12 protein-coding genes and 1 pseudogene are annotated in these 22,932 nt (G+C 68.4%); 9 read left to right on the top strand and 4 right to left on the bottom strand.

From position 1 onward, the window contains the following. The first annotated feature begins 3 nt into the window (after positions 1-3). The gene (locus tag ACOQFL_RS17365) at positions 4-633 is read left to right on the top strand and encodes a phosphatase PAP2 family protein (RefSeq protein WP_092629050.1); all 630 of its coding nucleotides are present in this window, start codon (positions 4-6) and stop codon (positions 631-633) included. A gap of 191 nt (positions 634-824) precedes the next feature. Here ACOQFL_RS17365 and ACOQFL_RS17360 read toward each other — a convergent pair whose 3' ends face one another. The 3 genes from ACOQFL_RS17360 to ACOQFL_RS17350 form a co-directional block, all read right to left on the bottom strand. After that, entirely contained in the window at positions 825-965 is a 141-nt protein-coding gene (locus ACOQFL_RS17360) for a hypothetical protein (RefSeq protein WP_435545232.1), read from the bottom strand. 138 nt (positions 966-1,103) lie between these two features. Further along, positions 1,104-2,225, bottom strand: coding sequence for a helix-turn-helix domain-containing protein (locus ACOQFL_RS17355; RefSeq protein WP_435545362.1), 1,122 nt, complete (start codon positions 2,223-2,225; stop codon positions 1,104-1,106). Between the two features lie 51 nt (positions 2,226-2,276). Next, positions 2,277-2,960 carry a hypothetical protein gene (locus tag ACOQFL_RS17350; protein ID WP_435545231.1) on the bottom strand — a complete coding sequence of 228 codons (684 nt, stop codon included), beginning with the start codon at positions 2,958-2,960 and terminating at the stop codon, positions 2,277-2,279. A gap of 234 nt (positions 2,961-3,194) precedes the next feature. Here ACOQFL_RS17350 and ACOQFL_RS17345 point away from each other — a divergent pair. Further along, positions 3,195-4,772: pseudogene (locus tag ACOQFL_RS17345) on the top strand (SNF2-related protein); the annotation flags it as partial. Positions 4,773-5,431: 659 nt separating this feature from the next. Here the strand turns inward: ACOQFL_RS17345 and ACOQFL_RS17340 are convergent. Beyond that, positions 5,432-5,686, bottom strand: a complete 255-nt coding sequence (locus ACOQFL_RS17340) for a hypothetical protein (protein WP_435545230.1) — start codon at positions 5,684-5,686, stop codon at positions 5,432-5,434. Positions 5,687-6,183: 497 nt separating this feature from the next. Between ACOQFL_RS17340 and ACOQFL_RS17335 the strand changes: the two genes are divergently transcribed. From ACOQFL_RS17335 to ACOQFL_RS17305, 7 genes are all read left to right on the top strand, one after another. Continuing rightward, complete coding sequence (locus tag ACOQFL_RS17335; protein ID WP_435545229.1) at positions 6,184-10,785, top strand: Eco57I restriction-modification methylase domain-containing protein; 4,602 nt, start codon at positions 6,184-6,186, stop codon at positions 10,783-10,785. After that, the gene (locus ACOQFL_RS17330) at positions 10,782-12,623 is read left to right on the top strand and encodes a DUF262 domain-containing protein (RefSeq protein WP_435545228.1); all 1,842 of its coding nucleotides are present in this window, start codon (positions 10,782-10,784) and stop codon (positions 12,621-12,623) included. The genes ACOQFL_RS17335 and ACOQFL_RS17330 overlap by 4 nt, the downstream gene beginning before the upstream one ends. A gap of 86 nt (positions 12,624-12,709) precedes the next feature. Next, entirely contained in the window at positions 12,710-12,964 is a 255-nt protein-coding gene (locus ACOQFL_RS17325; protein ID WP_435545227.1) for a hypothetical protein, read from the top strand. Between the two features lie 144 nt (positions 12,965-13,108). After that, positions 13,109-19,333 carry a DEAD/DEAH box helicase gene (locus ACOQFL_RS17320; RefSeq protein WP_435545226.1) on the top strand — a complete coding sequence of 2,075 codons (6,225 nt, stop codon included), beginning with the start codon at positions 13,109-13,111 and terminating at the stop codon, positions 19,331-19,333. Beyond that, positions 19,330-21,504 carry a UvrD-helicase domain-containing protein gene (locus ACOQFL_RS17315; RefSeq protein WP_435545225.1) on the top strand — a complete coding sequence of 725 codons (2,175 nt, stop codon included), beginning with the start codon at positions 19,330-19,332 and terminating at the stop codon, positions 21,502-21,504. The genes ACOQFL_RS17320 and ACOQFL_RS17315 overlap by 4 nt, the downstream gene beginning before the upstream one ends. A 181-nt stretch (positions 21,505-21,685) precedes the next feature. After that, positions 21,686-22,210 carry a hypothetical protein gene (locus ACOQFL_RS17310; RefSeq protein ID WP_435545224.1) on the top strand — a complete coding sequence of 175 codons (525 nt, stop codon included), beginning with the start codon at positions 21,686-21,688 and terminating at the stop codon, positions 22,208-22,210. Between the two features lie 150 nt (positions 22,211-22,360). Continuing rightward, positions 22,361-22,930, top strand: a complete 570-nt coding sequence (locus ACOQFL_RS17305; RefSeq protein ID WP_435545223.1) for an STM3941 family protein — start codon at positions 22,361-22,363, stop codon at positions 22,928-22,930. Positions 22,931-22,932 lie beyond the last annotated feature (2 nt).

The raw sequence follows: 22,932 nt of genomic DNA, 5'->3' as shown, positions 1-22,932 counted from the left end.
CCGATGTCGACCCGCGAGACCCGCTCCCCGGCCGAGCGCAAGCACCTGTTCGCCCGCGTCGTCACCGAGGTTCTCGCCCCCTGGGTGATCGTGCTGGCACTGCCGCTGGTGGTGGCCGGTCAGGCCACGGCGGAGTTCGGTGCCACCCTGCTGTGGGGAATGGTCGTGGCGCTGACCAGCAGCGTGCTGCCGATGGGGGTGGTGGTCTGGGGCAGTCGCACCGGCAGGTGGGACGGGCACCACGTCCGCGACCGCCAGGGCAGGCTGGTGCCGTTCACCGCCCTGATCGCGCTCAGCATGATCGGGCTGGCGCTACTCATCGCGGGCCGTGCCCCGGAGAAACTGATCGCGCTGGACATCAGCATGATCATCAGCCTGTTGGTCACCGGCACCATCACGGTCTTCTGGAAGATCTCGATGCACACCGCCGTGGCAGCGGGTGCGGTAACGGTGCTGGCGCTGCTCTACGGCCCCGCGCTGTGGTGGGGCGCACTGGCGACACTGGCCGTCGCGTGGTCCCGGGTCGCCGTCGACGACCACACACCGGCCCAGGTCACCATCGGCGCGCTGACCGGAGCGGTCATCGGCGGCGGCTCGTTCGCGCTACTGCTCGGCGGGAACACCGCGCTCTGATCATCCGAAGGTGAACTCAACCATCCGTTCGGAGTGGGCCGCTCGAACTGGCCACTCCAACTTCGCACCAGGAATCCGACGAACACCAAAAAGACCACCACCAGCGCCAGCACGATCAGCAATGCCTTGACCCATGCGAGCGAGTTCCGGCTCATCGCAGGAGCACTCCCCACTACTCATCGGGAAAAGGCTCAGTACAGCCAGCCCCGTTTCTCGGGATGGCGCATGTCGTACTCGAACTGCTGCCAGGCATTCCATCCCCACCACATCAGCAGCGCGAGCAGGATCAGGAACACACCCAGCACGACGAGCCATTTCGCGTAAGCACGCAAGTCGTGATCCCCTTCAGTTCGGAAGCGACGGCCGACTCCGGAGCACCCGGCGGTGTCTCGAAAGCCGACAACCGTTGCTACGAGGATGGATGCTCACCCTCACGAAGCTCTAAGAATCCACTGCGGACACTTGTTGTCTCAACCGGAGGGAACCGGTTTGAGGGCTGGGTAATCTCGGGACGCCCCGGAGTCACTGTTCACCCGCATCCGCTCCACCGAGTCGACGGTCTCGTGGACCGGAACGATGGCCAAGCCGCGCAGAAAGCCGGCGACATCCTCGACCGGGAGGGCCAACTCCTCGGCGATCCGCCCGACCGATACGCCCCGCGCGCGCAGCGAACGCAACACCTTGTCCAACAGCTGCGAGCCCTCCCGGTGAATCCCGTCGGGTTCCCCACCGCGATAGCCCTTCGCGCTGAGCTCGACGCAGGCGTCCCGGTAGCGCTGCTCGCCGAGCAGACCGAGCTCGTGCACCCGGTGGGCCAACGCCATCGCCGAAACACGCCAGATGCCCCTGGCTTCCAGCAGCTGACCGGTCAACGGCGAGCGCGGCATACTCGCGTACACGCTGTCGCGTGGCATCAGGAAGGCACCCGCGAAGGCGTCGGCCTCCCGTTCGACCGCGCTGCCGGTCAACTCGACACTTCCGGAGTGCAGCACGAGATGCCCCAGTTCGTGTGCCGCGTCGAACCGGCCACGCTCACCCGAGGTGAAGGTGTTCAGGAAGACGAAGGGGCGCTCCGAGTGCCGGAACGAGAACGCGTCGACATCCGAGTAGTCGGCAGCGTGGGCGAAAACCCGGGCCCCTCGGGACTCCAGCAGATGCACCATGTTCGGCGCGGGCTTGCAGTCCACGCTCCAGCGGACCCGCAGCATCTCCGCGGCCGTATGCGGGTCGAAGCCGCCGAGATCCGGCACGTCCGGAGTGGGTAGTTCGAAATTGCGTTCCAGCCAGTCGTTGAACTCCACCGCGAGGGTGGAGGCGCTGACAGCGGCGTCGACCTTGCGTTTGGCCGTCTTGCGGCGGGCGCGGAACGAGACCGCCTCGGTGGCGATCTCCTCCGGCTCTTCCCTCGCGAAGAACTCCACGGGGAACCGCAGCCGTTCGGCCAGCAGCCGCAGCGTGTCCTCACCGGGCTCGGCACGGCCCCGTTCAAAGTCTCCGACGCGCCGTGCGAGGACGCCCACTTGTCTCGCCAGCTCGGCCTGCGACAGCCGACGGCGTGCACGGGCAAGCGCGAGACGACCGGGCGAGAACATCACCGCTTGATTGTCTCGTACCCCCACTGCGGGACCAAGCTCCCCGGATAGCTATTTGGCCCGGACATAGACCTCGATATCCTCAGGTTCTTCTGTTTCCTGCTGCTGCGGCACGGGAGAGAACAACCGTGGAGGCAGCACCAAGCGTTCCCGCCACCGCGTTATATGAGTCTCCGGCTCGATGGGCTGCGCGAGCGAAATTTCCCTGTGAACCTCGAACCGTTCCTGCTCTCCATCACGAGCGGTAAGCGCATGAGTCACCAGAAACCAGACATCCATGCCTCGAAGCTCGTCCGGGGTCAGCCGTCCCCGACCACCAGGCTGAGTCAGGTCGAGATCGAGTGCGAACACTTCCTCGCCTTTCGCTGTGGCTTGAGAAATCACTTTCCCTTTTGGGTACTTGCTGTGCGGACCTTCGGTCTTCCAGGAACTACCAGTATTGCCGTCTCCCAGCAGCACACCTACGGCAACGCTCCTACTGTGATCGAAAACCAACGGCACGTTCAAGGGATCGTCGAACAGCCAACCGGTGTTTTCCACCAGACGAGAGCGCAGTTTCCCCACCCGTGCGATCCAGTCCTTGAGACCGGCGGCGGACCGGGGCTCGAAATCATCGGTAGGACGCCTGGCGCCTACTCCGGCATCGATGGCTTCATCGATGAACTCCCTCTCCAAACCGAGCTCGTGCAAGCGTTCTTCCGCGTCCTCGCCGGTCCGGACGATGGTCTCCGACATGTGACCTCCCACAACGCACGGGCATCCCACCTCTACTAAGGAACGATCAACGCCGGGTACCGCCGAGCGGGTGACGCGAGCACGACGAAACCGCCGATTACGGGCGAAAACCGCACGCTTCGTTCCGCTCATCAGGTAATGATCAATCCGTTGAAACGAGCTCCTTACGATTCGTGATTTGAGCCCACACCACCGAGGGTCACTGGATAGTGTCGGGACGTGTCAGTAGGGCTAATGGAGACACCGGACATTCCGGTGGGGGCGCAGATCGTCGTACGCGACGAGGAGTGGCTGGTTCGCGCGGTTCGGAACGCGGGCCGGGACGGAACGCGGGTCGAAGCCACGGGGGCCTCGGAACTCGTCCGCGACCAGGACGCGGTGTTCTACACCGCGCTCGACGAGATCGAGGTGCTCGACCCGCGCAAAACGCGCCTGACCGCCGACGACAGTCCCGGTTTCCGTCGGTCCCGGCTGTGGCTGGAATCGCTGCTGCGGCAAAGCTCCACCCCGGTGACCAGCACCGACATCGTCACCGGCCACCGTGGGCTGGCCGACAACATGGAGTACCAGCTGCGTCCGGCGCACCAGGCGCTGTCGAACCTCCGGCCTCGGGTGCTGATCGGCGACGCCGTGGGGCTGGGCAAAACCCTGGAGATCGGCATCACGCTGACCGAGCTGATCGAGCGCGGCCGGGGCGAACGCATCCTGGTGGTCACGCCCCGCGCGGTGCTGGAGCAGTTCCAGCACGAGATGTGGACGCGCTACGCCATCCCGCTGGTGCGGTTGGACTCGGACGGCATCCAAAAGGTGCGCCAGCAGTTGCCCGCCTCGCGGAACCCGTTCAGCTACTACCGCCGCGCGATCGTCTCGATCGACACGCTCAAGAACCCGGCGCGCTACAAGCACCATCTCAAGGACCAGCACTGGGACGCGGTGGTCATCGACGAGTGCCACAACCTCATCAACCGGGGAACCCAGAACAACGAGCTGGCGCGGTTGCTGGCCCGGCAGACCGACGCGCTGATCCTGGCCAGCGCCACCCCGCACAACGGCAAACCCGAGTCGTTCGCCGAGCTGGTGAACCTGCTGGAGCCGACCGCGATCGCCGACCCGAGCGACTACCGGGCCGCCGACATCGAGCACCTCTACGTGCGCAGGCACCGCAACTCCGAGGACGTGCAGCTGGAGGTCGGGCACCGCTGGGCCGCGCGCGAGGAACCCGACATCCGCCCGGTCACCCCCAGCGCGGCGGAACGAGGCGTGCTGGACGAGCTTCGCGACGTGTGGCTGCGCCCCGCCGGCGGCAAGTCCCCGGTCAGCGGCAAGGGCGGCACGCTGTTCCCGTGGACGCTGTTCAAGGCGTTCCTGTCCTCGCCGCACGCCCTGCACAGCAGCATCCAGCGGCGGCTGCGAACGCTGGGTGGCCGCGAGGAGGCCGCCGACGTCGCGGCCGAGACCTCCGCGCTGCACCGGCTGGACGAGCTGACCGAGAAGGCGCGCGAGCAGGGTCCCGCCAAGTTCGACGCGCTGCTGGACTACCTGCGCGAGGTGGGCGTCTCGGCCGACGGCGAGGCCCGCGTGGTGGTGTTCTCCGAGCGCATCGACACGTTGCACTGGCTGCGCGACACGCTTCGACAGCGGCTGGGGCTTCCCGAGCGAGCGCTGGCGATGCTGCACGCCCAGCTGCCGGACGCCGAGGTGCAGCGGATCGTGCAGGACTTCGAACTGGCCTCCAGCGACGTGCGGGTGCTGCTGGCCAGCGACATGGCCTCGGAGGGCATCAACCTGCACCGCCAGTGCCACCGGGTGGTGCACTACGACCTGCCGTGGAGCTTCATCCGCATCCAGCAGCGCAACGGCCGCATCGACCGCTATCTGCAGGAGAACCCGCCGGAGATCACCGCGCTGGCGCTGGGCGACGAGGACACCGCCACCGACAGCGAACTGCGGGTGGTGACCAAGCTGCTCGCCAAGGAGCAGGCCGCCAACCAGGCGTTGGGCGACGCGGGCGCGCTGCTGAACCTGCGGGACGAGCAGCTGGAGGAAGAAGAGGTCATGAAGCTGCTCCGCGACGGCGGCGACATCGCGGCGGAGATTCCCGACGCCGATTCGGCGGAGCTTGACCCGTTCGCGGCGCTGTTGGCCGGCGGTGGGGAGCACGCCGAGGACACCGCGGTCCCGACCGCGCCCAAGCGCACCCTGTTCGACGACGACGACAACTTCCTGGCCGAGGCGCTGGAGGAGATCTCCACCGACAGCGAGAAACTGGAGATCCACCGCGACGAGGAGACCGACCTGCTGGCGTTCAACACGCCCCAGGACCTGGCGCAGCGGTTGAACGACCTGCCGGAGAGCTACCGCTCCGAACGCGGCATCGGCAGCAGGATCAAGGTTTCCGCCCAACCGGCTTTCGCCGAACAGCGGCTCGCCAAGGCCCGCGCGGACGAGAACACCACCTGGCCGGACGTCAGCTACCTCGCCCCGATCCACCCGGTGCTGGAGTGGGCGGCCACCCGCGCGCTGGCCCGGTTCGAGCGGGACGAGGCGCCGGTGATGGCGGCAGCGGTGGCCGAGCCGGTGTTCCTCACCCAGGCCAGCTGGTCCAACTCGCTGGGCCAGGCGGTGCTCAACCACTGGGGCGCGGTCAGCGGCCTGCCCAGCGAGCCCGTGGTGGGCGAGCTGCACGAGACCCTGCAGCGGGCGGGGCTGCGGGAACGGGTCCGCAACCCCGGCGGCGTGCGGGAGTGGCTGGACCGGACGCAGCCGCTGGTGCCGGCGGCGGTGGACGCGGCCGAGCGGGACCTGCGCCGCGGGCGCGAGGAGATGGAGAGCGATCTGCTCGCGCGGCTGGAGCGGCAGCGCGAGCGGCTGAGCGAATGGCAACAGCTGGCGCTGTCGATCGCCGAGGACAACAACGCCTCGAACGAGCGCAAGCAGGGTCTGCGGAACACCCACGACGAGACCTCGCGGCTGATCGACTCGCTGGCCGTCTCGGGCGAGCCGTTCGTGCGGGTGGTGGGGCTGATCGTGCCCGCCGACCGGTCGGGGGGGATAGGACCTCGCGGACTCGGCCGCTCGGTCGTCCGAGCTCGAGCCCGCCGTCCGAACCGGACCCCGCCGCGCGGCGGCGCCGCAGCGGCCACCCCATCACCGGCAGCCCCCCACCCATCGGCGGCTCTCCGCCACCGGCACCGCGCCAACCGAAACGACGAAGGCAACGAGGATGTACGACTCGATCCACAACGTCGGCGACTTCCTGTCCCCGCACTGGCTCTCCGAAGCCTTCCCCGGCAAACTCAAGACGCTGACCAAGGAGTGGCGGGAGCGCGCCAACCACGGCAAGCACAGCCCGCTGCGGGGGCTGTCCGGGATCAGCGGGCGCTTCGTCAACGCCAAGGCCGCGCTGCCCGCGCCTCGGGAGGCGGACTTCGGCAGGGCGGTGACCGAGCTGCACGGCATCCTGCTGGAGGCGCTCGGGATCACACCCGACCCCACGGTGCTGCACACGCGGCAGTCCGAGACACCGGTGGAGGCGCCGCTGCTGGCGCGCTGCCAGTCCGCCTCCGGCGAGGCGCTGCACGTGCTGCAGGCGGCCCCGGTGGACGATGTGGACGACCTGTTCGGCACGGACGGCGGGCTGCTGGAGCCGGTTCGGCTGCGCACCGGCAAGGAGAAGGTCGAGGAGATCCCCTCGGTCACCCATGCGGTGCAGCGGTTGCTGCTGACCGAGGAAGCTCCTCGGTTCGTGCTGGTGGTCTCCGGCGGCTGGCTGGTGCTGTCCGATGTGCACCGCTGGGCCGAGGGCCGCTACCTGGCCTTCGACGTGCACACCGCGCTGGCCAGGAAGGACGACAAGGCCACCGGAGAGCTGGCCTGGCACGCCGGGCTCGCCTCGGCCGACGTGCTGCTGCCCTCGGCGGAGAGCACCAGCCTGCTCGCGGAGTTCACCGACGAGTCGATCAAGCACGCGGTCGGCGTCAGCGAGGAGCTGCGCGAGGGGCTGCGGGTCTCGGTGGAGCTGATCGCCAACGAGGTGATCGACAAGCGCAGGCAGCGCGGCGAGGCCGTGGCGGACATGCCCGAGCTGCCCAGGGAGCTGACCACCCAGTCGCTGCGGTTCCTCTACCGCATCCTGTTCCTGCTCTACGCCGAGGCCCGCCCCGAGCTGGGCATCCTGCCGGTCGGGGCGCCGGAGTACGACTCCGGCTATGGGCTGGACCGGCTGCGCGAGCTGATCCACAAGCCGCTGACCGGCAAGTCCCGCGAGGGCCACCACCTGCACGACTCGCTGCGGCTGCTGTTCCGGCTGGTCAACACCGGCCACGGCACCGAGCACCCGGAGAGCGACGGGCTGGTGTTCGAGCCGCTGCGCGCGGACCTGTTCGACAGCGGGCACGCCCACCACATCGACGATGTGGACCTGAGCAACGCGGTGCTGCAGCGGGTGCTTTCGATGCTGCTGCTGTCCAAACCGTCCAAGGGCAGCGGCGGTCGGGCCGGTTACGTCTCGTACGCGCAGCTGGGCATCAACCAGCTCGGCGCGGTCTACGAAGGACTGATGGCCTACAGCGGGTTCATCGCCGACCGCAGGCTGGTGGAGCTGGCCAAGGACGGCGACCCGAGCAAGGGCACCTGGCTGGTGCCGGAGGAGAACCTCGCGCAGTACGAGGAACGGCACGTGGTGCGCCGGGAGGACCCGCACACCGAGGAACGCAGCAACGTCACGCACCCGGCGGGCACCTTCGTCTACCGGCTCTCCGGGCGGGACCGGCAGCGCAGCGCCTCGTTCTACACCCCGGAGGTGCTGACCAGGTGCGTGGTGCGGCACTCGCTGCGAGAGCTGCTCACCGAGGACACCCCGGCCGAAGCCATCCTGGACTACCGGGTGTGCGAGCCCGCGATGGGCAGCGGGGCCTTCCTGAACGAGGCGATCAACCAGCTGGCCGAGGAATACCTGCGGCGGCGCCAGGTGGAACTCGACGAGACCATCGACCCGGAGGACTACCGCGGCGAGCTGCAGAAGGTGAAGGCCCACCTGGCGCTGCACCGCTGCTACGGGGTGGACCTCAACGACACGGCCCGCGAGCTGGCCGAGATCTCGCTGTGGCTGAGCGTGATGCACCCCGGCCTGCGGGCACCGTGGTTCGGGCTGCACCTCAAGCGCGGCAACTCGCTGGTGGGCGCGCGCCGGGCCGGCTACGACCTCACCTCGCTGGGCAAGGCCAAGCGCAGCTGGACCAGCACCCCGCCCACCGAGCGGCCGTTGAGCCAGGGCGCGCTCCCGGACGGCGAGATCCACCACTTCCTGCTGCCCGCGGCCGGTTGGGGCTCGGTCGCCGGGGTGAAGCAGGCCAAGGAACTCGCGCCGGATAGGGCCAAGGCGCTCCGGGAGTGGGCCAAGTCCGTCACCAAGAAGCCCACCGAGAAGCAGGTGCAGCGGCTGCGCGGGCTGGCGCGGCGCGTGGAGCGGCTGTGGGAGCTGACCCGGCGGCGGCTGGAGATCAGCGAACGCGAGGTGGCCCGCGAGATCGGGGTGTGGGGCGCGACGAACACCGCCGAGGCCACGGCTGTGACCCGCGAGGAGGTGGAGCGGGAACTGAACGACCCGGACGGGCCGTACCAGCGGTTACGGCTGGCGATGGACGCCTGGTGCGCGCTGTTCTTCTGGCCGGTCACCACCGAGGTCCAGCCGCCGGACCTGGAGCAGTGGTTGAGCATGCTGGAGGGGCTGCTCGGCTCCGGTGGCAAGCGGGACCCGGGCAACCAGGCCGAGCTGGCCGAGAGCGTGGCGGGGTTCCACGAACTGGCCGATATGGATGAGCTGGAGAAGAGCTACTCCGGCATGCGCTCGGTGACCACGCTGTACGTGGCGCACCCCTGGCTGGGCACCGTCCGCGAGATCTCGCAGCGAGAGGGCTTCTTCCACTGGGAGCTGGACTTCGCGCAGGTCTTCGCGAGCGGCGGCTTCGATCTGCAACTCGGGAACCCGCCGTGGGTGCGGTTGGACTGGAAGGACGACGAAACACTGGCCGAGCACGAGCCGTTCTTCGTGCTGCGGGACAAGATCCACGAGTCCACATTCCGGAAGCTACGATCGGAAGTGCTCGCCGACAGCGGAGCCCGCGAGCAGTATCTGAACGAATTGTCCTCCTGGAATGGCAACGTCGAACATCTCGGCGACGAAACCCAGCACCCGGTGCTGGCCGGACTGCGCAGCAATCTGTACATGAACTTCATGGAACGCACTTGGCGCTCCATGCACGACTCCGGCATCGTCGGCCTGCTGCACCCGGAAAGCCACTTCACCGACCCCAAGGCCGGGAAGCTACGCGAGGTCACCTACCGACGGCTGCGCAGGCACTGGCAGTTCATCAACGAAGCCCAGCTCTTCGACGACGTGCATCACCAGACCATCTACGGCGTCCAGGTGTACGGCTATCCGGGAGAGATCAGTTTCAAGCAGGTCGCCAACCTGCTGGTGCCGGACACGCTGGAGGGCTCGCTGCAACACGACGGTTCAACCGAGATCCCCGGAATCCAGTACCCAGCGGGCGGCTGGGACCTACGCCCGCACACCTCGCGCGTCGTGGAGATCACCGAAGCCACCTTGGCCCAGTGGGCGGCGTTGTTCGACGAGCCGGGAACTCCGGCCCCACAGGCCCGGCTGCTGCGGCCGATAAACCGTGAGCAGCTCGATGCGCTGGGTACCGTCTCGGAACAGACCAAGCGGATGGCCGACTTGGAATATCAGCCTTCGAGCGGTTGGAACGAGAAAACCGCCAAGGACGATGGCTTCATCGAATGGCGCACGGAATACCCGTCGAGCTGGGACGAGGTAATCCTGCAGGGGCCGCAGTTCTCCGTGGCCAACCCGTTCGGCAAGGAGCCCAACGAGAACTGCAAGAGCAACCTCGACTACTCCGACTGGGACCCGGAGGAACTGCTGGAAACGGTGATCCCGCGCACCAACTACCAGCGCGCCACCGACCGGGAGAGTTACGACGCCGGACTCACCCACTGGAACGGCAAGCCTTACACCGACTTCTACCGCCTCGCCTGGCGCCGTATGACCCAGTCCAGCCTGGAAAGATCAATTACCGCTGCTTTGATCCCGCCAGGACCAGCGCATGTGGACGCGGTCCACACCCTGGCGGCTTCCTCGAACTACGAAACCGTGTTCATATCCGGCCTCTGGGCCTCGCTGCCCCTCGACTACCTGGTCAAGGTCAGCGGCGCCAGTAAGGTCAACAAGGAGCTGGTGGACCGCTTCCCCGCCCCGCTCGACCACCCGGCAGCGTCGATGCTGCTGCTGCGCACATTGCGGTTGAACTGCCTCACGCGGGACTACGCGCCGCTGTGGGAGGAGCTCTACGAACCGGGCTTCGCCACGGACAGCTGGACCACCCCGTTCTCCGATTGGCCCGAGCTGGGGGTGTCCAGGCGCGAGTGGCACTGGGAGACCCCGCTGCGTTCGGAGTTCGAGCGCCGCGCCGCGCTGGTGGAGCTCGACGCGCTGGCCGCGCTGCTGTTGGGGCTGACCGCCGAGCAGCTGTGCCTGATGTATCGCGGGCAGTTCGCGGTGCTGCGCAAGTACGAGTACAACATGTGGTTCGACAACCTGGGCCGCAAGATCGCCAAGGACCACCACGCACACGGCGTCAAGCAGCACAAGGACGACTTCAAGCTGCTGCAGGCCTACCTCGACGAGCGGGACAGCGGCGACCTGCTCGACCGCTACGAACCACCGATCACCCCGGTGGACCGCGAGCGGGAAATGACCGCCGCCTACCAGGACTTCGCCCGGAGGCTGGAACAAACCCGATGAGATCCGACACGCTAACCATCAAGCAGCTGTTCGAGCTCAACGTCCGCTACCAGATTCCGCTCTACCAGCGCCCCTACGTCTGGAAGAAGGCGGACCAGTGGGAACCGCTGTGGAACGACGTCTCGGCACTGCTGCGTCACCAGGAGAGCGGCTCCGAGGTGGAAACGTGGTCGCACTTCCTCGGCGCCATCGTCGTGGAGCAGGAGGCCACGAACCCCGGACGAATCCCCCGCTACACCGTCATCGACGGCCAGCAACGGTTGACCACGCTGCAACTGCTGCTCAGCGCGGCGGCCAAGGCCGCCTCGGCGGTGGGAGCGGCCAAGGAGGCCAAGCTGCTGCGCCGACTCGTGGAGAACGATCCGGACGAGGTCGAAGCGGACGAGCTGCTCAAGGTCTGGCCGACCAACGCGGACCGGGCCACTTTCGCCGAGGTCATGGCACCGGAGGCCCCGAACCTCGGCCACGGCGACAACGAGAGTGATCTGATCAGGGAGGCTTTCGGCTACTTCACCGCCCGCGTCACCGAATACCTCGCGGGTGAGGGCGAAGAGGCGGAGGACGCCACGGACGAGTCGGTCTCCACCCGCGCCAACAGGTTGCTCATCACCCTGCGCGAGCTGCTGAAGGTCGTCTCCATCACTCTGGAGAAGGATGACAACGCCCAGGTGATCTTCGAGACGCTCAACGCGCGGGGGACTCCCCTGCTGTCGCTGGATCTGGTGAAGAACGCGGTCTTCCGGCTGGCCACCTCGCAAGGCAAGGACGCGGACAAGCTCTACGAGAAGCTGTGGCGCCCGCAGCTGGACGACGACTACTGGCGGCAGTCGCGACGTCAGGGCAGGCTCTTCCGGCCGGTCGGCGAGCTCTTCCTGATGCACTGGTTGACCATGCGGCTGGAACGCATCATCCCCGCCACGGAACTGTTCGCCGCGTTCCGCCAAGGCATCCTCAACCAGGCGGTGGATGCCGAGGAACTCGTCACCGAACTCTGCTCGGACGCGGCCGTGATGCGTTCCTTCGACGAAGTGGACCCGGCCACGCCGGAAGGCGAGTTCTTCGCCCGGTTCCGCCCGCTCGACGCCAGCATCGTGATGCCGATCGTGCTGTGGCTGTTCCGCTCGCCCGAGGTCTCCACCACGCGGCGCAGGCAAGCGCTGCGCATCCTGGAGTCCTGGCTGGCCCGCCGCGCGCTGATGCGGTTGACCACGAAGAACTACAACCGTTTCGTGCCGCGGCTGCTCACCGTGATGAAGGCGGACCCGGAGCACGCCGACCAGGCGCTGTACGCGGCGCTCGTCGGGCGGGAAGGCGCGGTGAGCCGTTGGCCGGACGACGAGGAGTTCATCGAGTCGCTGAGCAACCGCTACGTTTACGGCAACGTCTCGCAGCAGCGCCTGGTGATGGCGCTCACGGCGGTGGAAACCAGCCTGCGCGGCGCGAAGAGCGAGCAGACCCCGGTCACGGCCGAACTCAGCCTGGAGCACCTGCTGCCGCAGGACTGGGAGAAGCACTGGCCGCTGGATGGCGCCACGAACGGCCAGGACGACCCGGCCGCGCTGGAACGGGCCAAGCAGGAACGCGCGGCATCGCTGCACAAGCTGGGCAACCTCACCGTGGTGGCCCAGCCGCTCAACTCGGCCATGTCCAACGCCGCATGGGAGACCAAACGCACCGCTTTGAACGAGCACAGCGTGCTGCTGCTGAACAACCGGTTGGCGGCACGGGACAGCTGGGACGAGCAGGCGATCAACGAGCACGGCCAATGGCTCGCGCGGCGGATGGCCGAGATCTGGCCCGGTCCCGGCCAGGCCAACTGGCCTGATCCAGGGAACTGAGTTGGCCCGACCCCGGCGACTGACGGGAGATCGGGAACCGGGAACCGACGGAAACCGGGAACTTACAGGACTTCGAGGAGGTCGCCGTGGCCCGAGCGCGAGTGATTCCCGAAGGCGGGGGCTGGTCGGTGTTCGTCCCCGGCCTGCCGGTGGCAGCGGACGGCGCCACCTTCGATGCCGCGATCACCGAGATGATCGCGGCGTTGCGCGAGTACGCCGTGGACTGGCAGGAGCGGCTGCTGCACGCGCCGAACCACCGCGAGCACCGGGAACTGGTCCGATTCGTGAGCCGCAGCGAGGACGAACGACTTCGCGCTTGGTTGGTCGGTGCCGAGCAGTGAACCAACCCCCGTGAAATCCGGCGGCATCGCGAGCGGTTCCGCCGGACAGCGGGCCAATGTCGTGGCCGGGGCGCTCGCGCCCGTCCCGACGCAGGATGATCAAGGTAGGGCGCAGCACAGCCGCTGGGGAAGGAAAGAATCCCGATGTATCCCTCGTTACTGGCGGAAGAGACCAAGCGGGCCGTCACCGAGTACCTGTCCACGACCTTCGCGTTGGCCGACGACGAGGCGCGGGCGGCACTGGAGGATTTCCTGCTCGGTCCGGAGACCGGGATCTTTCGGGGGCCTTACCTGCGGCTGCGCACCCCGTTCCGCTCGGTGGACGCCAACTGGCGCGGCCCGTTGGACTGGCAGCCCACCGGTTTCCGGCCGTTCCGGCACCAGGCGCGGGCGTTCGAACGGCTGTCCACCAGGAACGCCCCGGCCGAGCCGACCATCGTCACCACCGGCACCGGCTCCGGCAAGACCGAGTCCTTCCTGGTGCCGATCCTGGACCACGCCGCCCGCGCCAGGGCTCGCGGCGAGACCGGCATCAAGGCGATCCTGCTCTACCCCATGAACGCGCTGGTCGGCGACCAGGCGCGGCGGCTGGCCGAACAGCTGCACGACGACCCGAGGCTGCACCAGGTCACCGCCGGGGTCTACACCGGTGACGGGGACCAGCACAGCACGCCCGACCGCGGGCACCTCGTCGACTCGCGCCGGGCGCTGCGGGAGCACCCGCCGGACATCCTGCTGACCAACTACAAGATGCTCGACCTGCTGCTGTTGCGCTCAGACGACGCGCCACTGTGGTCGGAATCGACCACGAGCCTGCGCTACCTGGTGCTCGACGAGTTCCACACCTACGACGGCGCGCAGGGCACCGACGTGGCGATGCTGCTGCGCAGGCTGGGATCGACCCTGCGGGTGGCCGAGCCGGGCCGCCCGCTCGGCCGGATAACCCCGGTGGCGACCTCGGCCACCCTCGGCGGGACCACGCGCTCGACCGAGCTGCGCGAGTTCGCCGAAACCGTGTTCGGCACCCCGTTCCCGCCGGAAGCGGTGATCACCGAGGAACGGTTGGACGCGGCCGAAGTGGTCTCCGACATCGACTTCGGGCTCGACGTGCCCGCCGTCGAGAGCGTCAACGCGCCACCGGAACCGGACGTGGCGGTCGAGGACTCGTGGCAACCACTGGCCGAAGCCTTCTTGGGCGAGAGCGTGCCGGACCGGCGGGCGCTCGGCGAGCGGCTCAGTCACAGCTTCCTCACCCGCGCCGTGGTGCAGGCGCTGTCCGGTAGCCCGCTGACCCAGGCCGAGGCGGTGGACGCGGTCAGCAACTCCGGGGTGCTGCAGTGGGGTGTGGCCAAGCAGCACTTCCCGCACGAGGTGCAGCGGGCACTGCGGCGCTTCCTCGCGCTGGTCTCGGCGGCGCGAGTGCCGACCGAATCGGGCGAACGCCCGCTGCTGAACCTGGAGGTGCAGCTGTGGGTGCGCGAGGTCACCAGGATGCTGCGCGCCGTCTCCACCGAGCCGGGCTTCGCCTGGTGGCACGACGGGCCGCCGGACAACGAGTACCGCTACCTTCCCGCCGCCTACTGCCGGGTCTGCGGGCGGTCGGGCTGGCAGGCGCTGGCCACCGAACTGGGCGAGGAGCTGGAGGGAAGTCCGGAGAAGATCTGGCGGGCCAGCGTCCGCGACCGCAAGAACCTGCGTGCCGTGCTGCTGGCCAACGCGGACGAGCCGGGCGCGCGCCACATCGACGGGCTCACGCTGGCGACTCTTGGCGGCAACGACGAACCCGGACTCCCGGTACTGATCACGCCGGACGCGGATGCCGCCGAGGCACAGCGCTGTCCCTCCTGCGAGTCCGACGACGCGATCCGATTCCTCGGGTCCTCGGTGGCGACACTGATCAGCGTGGCGCTGACCCAGCTGTTCGGGTCCAACCTGGTCGCCGACGGCGAGAAGAAAACCCTGGTGTTCACCGACTCGGTGCAGGACGCGGCGCACCGGGCGGCGTTCGTCGAGGGGCGTTCCTTCCAGTTCAACCTGCGCTCGGCCATCCTGCGCGCGCTGGACGGCCAACCGCGCAGCCTCGCCGAGGCCACCGACGAACTCGTCAACAGCCCCACCCGCGATCTCTACACCATCGCGCCGCCCGATTTCGCGCGGCGGCTGGGTTACGAAGGGGAATGGCTGGAGCACGACGGGAGCGGGAAACGACGCGAACTGCTCGCCCAACGGCTGCGGTTCCAGACCCACCTGGAGGTGGGGCTGCGCTCGCGGTTGGGCCGCACGCTCGAACTCACCGGGGCGCTGGGGGTGGACTACCGGGTCGACCTGGCGCACTACGCCGGGCTGGCCCGCGACATCCACGAGAACCTGCCGGAACGCGGCTTCCTGCCGGAGGATTCCGCCTACCAACGCTGGCTGCTCGGCCTGCTTGACCGGCTGCGCCGCCGTGGCGGGATCACCCACCCGTGGCTGGCGAACTACATCAACCAGGACGGCAAGCGCTACCCGATCTGGGGCGGCAGTCCACAGGGGATGCAGAAGTTCCCGAAGAACCGGCCCGCCCCGAAGTTCTTCACCACCGGCACCAAGAGCGAGTTCGACAGTCTCCGGCCGCGCGGTGACTCGTGGCTGACCGACTGGACCGTGCGCTGCCTGGGAACCAGCCAGGCGGAGGCCCACGCGCTGGTGGAGCCGGTGGTGCGGCTGCTCGGCGAGCACGAGCACGCGCCGCTGGTGGTGGGCAGTTCCCGCTCCGACGCGTACGTGTTCGGGCTCGCCCCGGAACGGGTGGAACTGCGCCCACTCGGGGCGGACGAGCTGGAGGCGGCCCAGCTGCGCTGCCCGAAGTGCCACCACATCCAGCCGAGCACCCCGAACCGGTTCGAGTTATGGCGGGGGACGGTGTGTCCCCGAATGCGCTGCACCGGACGGCTGGAGACCCACCCGGTCCGCGGCGACAACTTCTACCGCCGCCTCTACCACGCGGGGCGGCTGCGGCACCTGGTTTCGCACGAGCACACCGCGCTGCTCGACGGGAACGAGCGGCAGCGGGTGGAACGCCGCTTCGCGGCCGGGGACTCGCCGATCGACCCGAACGTGCTGGCCTGCACCCCCACGCTGGAACTCGGTATCGACATCGGCGACCTCTCCACCGTGGGGCTGGCCTCGCTGCCGCGCGGCCCGGCCAACTACCTGCAGCGCGTGGGGCGTGCCGGGCGTGCCACCGGAAACGCGCTGGTGCTGGCGACCGTGCCCAGCCAGCCCCGCGACCTGTACTACCTGTCCGAGCCCACGAGCCTCATCAACGGCGAGATCACGCCGCCCGCCGCCTATCTGCGGGCCAGTGAGCTGCTGTGCAGGCAGTACTTCGCGTTCTGCCTGGACCGGGTGGCGGCGGGCGAGCTGGACCCGGGCGGGAACATGCCGGGCAGGCTCGGCGCGCTGCTGGAGGACGGGCTGGCCGAGGGCAGCTGGCTGCGGAAGTTCGTGGACGGGCTCACCGCCCGCGCGTCCGAACTGGCGGAACGGTTCCTGGCGCTGTACGGCGACAACCTGGACAAGGTCGCGGCGGACGGCGTGCGCGAGTTCGCCTCGGACGGGTTGCCCAGGGCCGTGGCGCGGGCGGTGTCGGAGTGGTCGGCGCACCAGCGGGAACTGACCAAGCGGCAGGGCGAACTCGCCGAGGCCATCGCGCGGCTGGACCGGCAGGGCCACCTGGACGACACGCAGCGGGACGAGCGCCGCCGCTGGTCGGGCGAGTGGAACGCGCTGTCCAAGATGGTCAAGGACAACCGGCAGGAGAACGCGCTCCTCGGCCTGGGGCAACTGTCGCTGCTGCCGAACTACAACCTGCGGGACGACTACACCGAGCTGGACGTCTCGCTGTGGTGGACCACCGACGACGGCGACGGCAGGAAAGCACCGCAAACCCTCAAGCACAGCTACGGCAGGGGCAGCCGTGCCGCGCTGACCGAGTTCGCGCCCGGCGCCGTGTTCTACGCGCAGGGCTACCGGGTGACCGTGGACGCGCTGGAGATCGGCCCCACCGGGCAACCGCACTGGCGGCACCACCGGTTGTGCCCGGACTGCGGTTGGGGAACCGAACGCACCGCCCCGGCACCGGGCCACTGCCCCCGATGCGGCGGCACCGCGGTCTCCGACACCGGGGCGGTGCACAAGGTGCTGGAGCTGCGCAGGGTCTCGGCCGTGCACCGCAGGGACGACGCGCTCATCGAGGACGAGAGCGAGGACCGGGTGCGCACCCGGTTCCACACCGCCACCGGAGTGGACATCCCGCCCGAGCACGTCGAGAACGCCTGGCGGCTTCCGGAACGCGCGTTCGGCGCGGAGTACGCGCGGCAAGCCACCATCCGCACCGTCAACGTGGGCCGCGCCGACCGCCCGGCCTCCGATGTCTCCGTCGCGGGCGTACGCCAACCCGCCCCCCGGTTCACCACCTGCGCCTACTGCGGCGTGGTCTGGCAGCAGGTCCGGGAGGACGAGGTCCGCCACCGCGGCTGGTGCTCCACCCGACGCGGCACCGCGAACAGCTGGGAGGAGCTGCTGCTGAGCCACGAGCTCACCACGCAGGCGGTGCGGCTGCTGCTGCCGGTGTCGACCTTCCAGATCGAGCTGCGCCTGACCTCGTTCAAAACCGCGCTGCTGCTGGGGCTGCGGGCCGACTTCGGCGGCGATCCGCAGCATCTGGACGTGGTGACCGCGCGCATGCCGGACGAGTACGGGCGCACCCGCCAGTTCCTGGTGCTGCACGACACCGTTCCCGGCGGCACCGGCTACCTCGACCGGCTCGGCGAACCCGAGCGGATGCGGCGCATCCTGCTGCAGGCCCACGACATCCTGAGCGGCTGCCAGTGTCAGGGCGAAGGGCGCGTCGCCTGCCATCGCTGCCTGCTGGGCGTGGCCGCGCCGCACGAGGTGGAGTACGCCAACCGGCGCATCGCCAAGGACCTGCTCGCCGACCTGCTGGACGCGTGGCACGTCGAGGACATCGACAGCGTCACCGCGATCGACATCTCCTCGGTGCAACTGTCCGAACTGGAACTGCGGTTCCGCGAACAGCTCAAACGGTGGGTGGACGCCCAGTGGGGCCAGTCCTGGAGCTCTTCGGTGGGCGGCAGGGGCGAAGAACTCGACATCCGACTGCTCAGCCCGGACGGCGAGCCGCGCCGCTGGACGCTGCGGCCGCTGGTGCGGCTGGGCGGCGAGGTCCCCACCGAACCGGATTTCCTGCTCAACAGGCAGGACGCCCAGGACGCGCCGGTCGCGGTCTATCTCGACGGCAAGGCCTACCACGCCTCGGCGGAGGGTGACCGCACCGCCGACGACGCGTACAAGCGCGACGCGCTCCGCACGCTGGGGTACCGGGTGTGGTCCCTCACTTGGGAAGACGTCGAGGACTTCGCCCGTCTCACGGACGGCTACCAGAGCAAGCTGCGAGGTCTCGTGGCCGACAGCGTGACCAAGAAGGCACGTTCGAAGGTCGGCGACAACAGGGCGCCGCTGCTCTGGGGCAACCCGATGCGGGCACTGCTGGACTACCTGCGCGATCCGGACCACGACGTCTGGGGCAACACCGCGGTGTGGACCTGCTTCGGAATGCTGGAATCGCGGGAGCACCTGAACGGCCAACCGACGAAGTGCTCCCGGGAGACCCTCGGGCCGAGCCTCGAAGCGTGGGCACGCGGGGAGAAATTCGCCCATAACGGCAAGGGCAAGCTGGCGGCGGTTCCCTGCACGGGACTGTCCGGACTGCCCATCGCGCTCGTGGCGTCCCTCGGCGGTGGCGAGGAGGCCGACACCGTCGGCGCGCTGGCGGTGCTCGACGACAGCCCGAGCGAAGTCGGCGGCGCCACCCACGACGAGCGCTGGCGGGACTGGCTCCGCTGGTCCAATCTGCTGCAGTTCCTGCCGCTGCCCCGGCACGGGCACACGATGCCGCTGCGGATGGCCGAGATATGGACTCACGGCTGTCTGGAGCTGTTCACGGGACGCACCCCGCCGCTGGCGCTGGGCGGTTCGGCCGACTCCATGCCACGGATCGCGGTCAGCCACCCCGGCTGGAAGACGGTGATCGAATACACCGACGAAAGCCTGGCGAACCTCGGCAGCACACTCGCCGAGCGCGGCGTTCCCGAGCCGGAGGCGGGCGGCGAGGTCGGCGACAGCGAACTCTGGCAGGTCGAGTACTGCTGGCCCGAGAGCCGGATCGCCGTGGTGGTCGACAGCGTGGCGTCGCGCGACGAGTGGCTGGCCCGGAACGGCTGGCGCGTATTCAACCATCGAGACGTGGCGACCGAGGAGGAACTGGTGGACGCGATCACCTCGGCCTTCGGAGGAAAGCGAGCATGAGCACGCGAGTCGTAATATCCGACCTGTTCGAGAACTCCTACAAGGACCTGGAGAACTCGATCAAGAACAAGGTGCTGGACTTCATCGTCAAGCTCCAGACCAACCCCGACCTGCCCGGACTGAACATCAAAACGCCGCAGGGGGTCACGAACAAGCGCATCAAAACCGGCAAGGTGTCCGACTTCTGGCGGGCGGTGCTCATCGAACTGCCGGAATCGTGCGGGTACGTGATGGTCGCGGTCAAACCGCACGACGACGCCTACACCTACGCGGGCAAGCTCCGCTTCGGAGTCAACGAGGTCACCGGTGCCCTGGAAGTGGTCAACGAAGCGGCCCTGAACGAGGCGATCAGCCACGCGAGCAGCAGCGGCTCCCACCAGGCTCGGCCAACACCGATCCTGCGGCACGTTAAAGCGGGCGAACTGCGCGAGTTCGGCATCGACGAGGAGATCGCCGCCCAGCTGGTGGCGATCACCGACGAGAACGAACTGCTGAACATCGCCGAGGAACTCCCGGGAATCCAGGGCAAGGCCGTGATCGACCTCGCGGCTGGGCGAACCCCGGAGGACGCCTGGAAGGACCTGGTGATCGAGCGGGAGAACGAGATCGACACCGAGGACGTGCTGACCGCGCTGGAGCGGCCGCTGTCCAGGGTGGACTTCACCGACGGGCGCGACATCGACGAACTACGCGCGATCCTGGAGGACGACTTCAAGGCCTGGCGGGTGTGGCTGCACCCGCTGCAGCGCAAACTGGCCTATCACGACGGGTGGCGGGGTCCCTACCGCGTGACGGGCGGGGCGGGCACCGGCAAAACCGTCACCGCCATCCACCGGGCACGGCACCTGGCACAGCGGCTGGAGTCCGAGGGTTCCGAATCCAGGATACTGTTCACCACCTTCACCAAGAACCTCGCGCGCGACATCAAGTCCCAACTCGTCGAACTCGCCGGTTCCGACATCCTGAACCGGGTCAAAGTGCTCCACATCGACGCGCTCGCGCAACGCGTGCTCGCCACGGGCGAGGACAACGGCGCGAAGCCCAGGATGTTCGGCGAGCACGAGGAGGAGATCAAACAGGCATGGCGGCAGGCGCGTGACCAGGCCGAGGAGAACTGGGACATCGACTTCCTGCGCAGTGAGTGGTCCGAGGTGGTACTCGCGCAGGGGCTCACGGAACGTTCCGAATACCTGAAGGCCTCCCGCAGCGGACGGGGCAAACGGATCTCGCGTCCGCAGCGGGCAGAGCTGTGGGCGATCTTCGAAAAGTTCACCCAGACCCTCAACGCCCAGAACCTGACCACCTTCACGCAGGCCTCGGCGCGTGCGGCGGCGATCGCGGCGCAGCTGTCCGAAGGGGAACCGGGCAACTCGCGGCGTTCGGCCGAATCGACGTTGTCGCACTACCGACACGCGATCATCGACGAGGCGCAGGACCTGCATCCGGTGCACTGGTCCCTCATCCGATCGCTGATCAGCAAGGGCAACGACGACCTGTTCATCGTCGGCGACGCGCACCAGCGCATCTACGGCAGGCAGGTGGTGCTCTCCCGGATGGGCATCGAGACCCGAGGCCGCTCGCGGCGGCTCACGGTCAACTACCGCACCTCCAAGCAGATATTGAACTGGTCGATCCAGGTGGCCTACGGGCCGACGGTCGACGACCTCGACGGGGACGAGGAGTCACTGACCGGAGCGCGCTCCGAGTTCGTCGGCCCCGAGCCGGTGCCGCGGGGCTACGACAACTGGGCGGAGGAGAAAACCGGGCTGATCCGCCAACTGCGGTCCTGGTACGAATCCGGAATCCCATGGTCGGAGATGGCGGTCATCGCGCGGGAACACATGCAGACCGGCAACATCGGCGCGGCCCTGGAAGAGGCGGCCGTCCCGATGGCGAAAATCGCGGCCCACACCGACGAGAGCAAGCTGGGAAATCAGGTCCGCGTGATGACGATGCACCGCGCGAAGGGACTGGAGTTCCGGGCGGTGGCCGTTGTCGGTCTCAGCGAGAAGGACTTTCCGCCGTCGTTCATCAGGGAGGTCGCCGAGGACGAGCTACCCGCCGCGTGGGCCAGGGAGCGCAACCTGCTGTACGTGTCGGGCTCCCGCGCTCGGGAGGAACTCTACGTGTCGTGGCACGGCAAGCGTTCCGAACTCGTTCCGGAGAACTAGCGAAAGTTCGTCGACTCGCTTTTCGCCCGGGGTCGGTCGACGTCGTGCGGGGCCGGTCGTCGACGTCGACCGCGCGGGGTGGTTCAGCGCGGGGTGGTTCGCCACTGCCGCGCCGAACCACCCGTTCGCTCGGCGACGGGCGGGCAACGGTTCGCTCCGCGTGCGGTTCTAAGCTGCCCGCATGGCGAACTATCTGCTCGTCATCGGCGACCGGCAAGCGCTCGACTGGGTGCTGCGGCAACAGCGGATGGCGTTTCCGGACTTCAACCGCGCCGAAGTGCGCGCGCTCGCCCCGGACGACCGGCTTTACCTGTACACCACGCGCGGCTGCTTCGGAAACCCCACGCGGGACCGGGGCAGGGTGGTCACCACCGGTGAGGTGCGCTCGACCGTGACCGAACTGGACGAACCCGTCGAGATCGGGGGCCGTAGCTATCCGGTGGGCTGTGAGCTGCGTATCGGCGAACTCCCGTTCTGGCCCGGCGGCGTGGAACTCTCCCCGATCGTGGATGAGCTCGAACTGTTCGAAGGGATGACGAAAAGCTGGAGCATCCGGCTACGCCGGCCGCTGGTGGGGCTGTCCGGACGGGACGCGGGGATGCTCGACCGCTACCTGGCCGAACACGAGCGGTTTCCACTGGGCGAGGTGCTCGAGAGTTACCGGCCGCGACGACGTGACTCCCGAAACCGGAGCACCCCGCGGTGACGCTTCCAACCTCGGTCGAACCGTGATCGTCCACCGCGATGCTCGGACCGCCCGGCCGACATGGCAGGCTCTACTCCTCGGAAGGGCTCCGCCGACGGCACCCCCGGGCCGGGCGGCGGGGCGCGCAGCCTTACAGGAGGAGCGGAACGGATGAGAGGGGTCCAACGCAACGGACAGCCCGGGCAGCGGGACTACCGATTAGCGATCTACCCGAACCGGATCCGGCTGGCGCTGGTGATCCTGGGGGCGCTGGTGTTCGTGCTCTTCGGGGTGTTCATGTGCTACCAGGCGGTCACCGCCATGAGTTCGGCCCCGCTCGCGGGGGTCTTCCTCGCGCTGAGCGCGCTGGCGATCGTGTTCTTCGGCGGCTGCCTGATCTACGGCGCGGTGCGGCTGGCCAGGCCGAAACCGGTGGTGGTGCTGGACAACGAGGGACTGTACGACCACGCCTCGTTCACCGGCGTGGGCTTCGTGGCCTGGCGGGAGGTCTCCGGGGCCATGGCCGACAACGACGGTACGCAGCGTGTGCTCAGCGTCACGCTGTTCGACCCGAGCGTGGTGCTCGACCGCACCACCGGCTGGCGTGGCTTCCTGGTGCGCAGCAACGCCAGGATGATGGGAACACCGGTCAACATCTCGCAGAACATGGTCGCGATGCCGATCTCGCAGCTGGCGGCCGAGATCCGGCTCGCCGCCGAGAAAACCACCACCTGGCGCTGAGG

The organism is Actinopolyspora sabaoui (assembly GCF_051225635.1).
Taxonomy (GTDB): Bacteria; Actinomycetota; Actinomycetes; order Mycobacteriales; family Pseudonocardiaceae; genus Actinopolyspora.
Note: the sequence above shows the minus strand (reverse complement) of the source record. Positions and strands in the feature narration are given on the sequence as shown.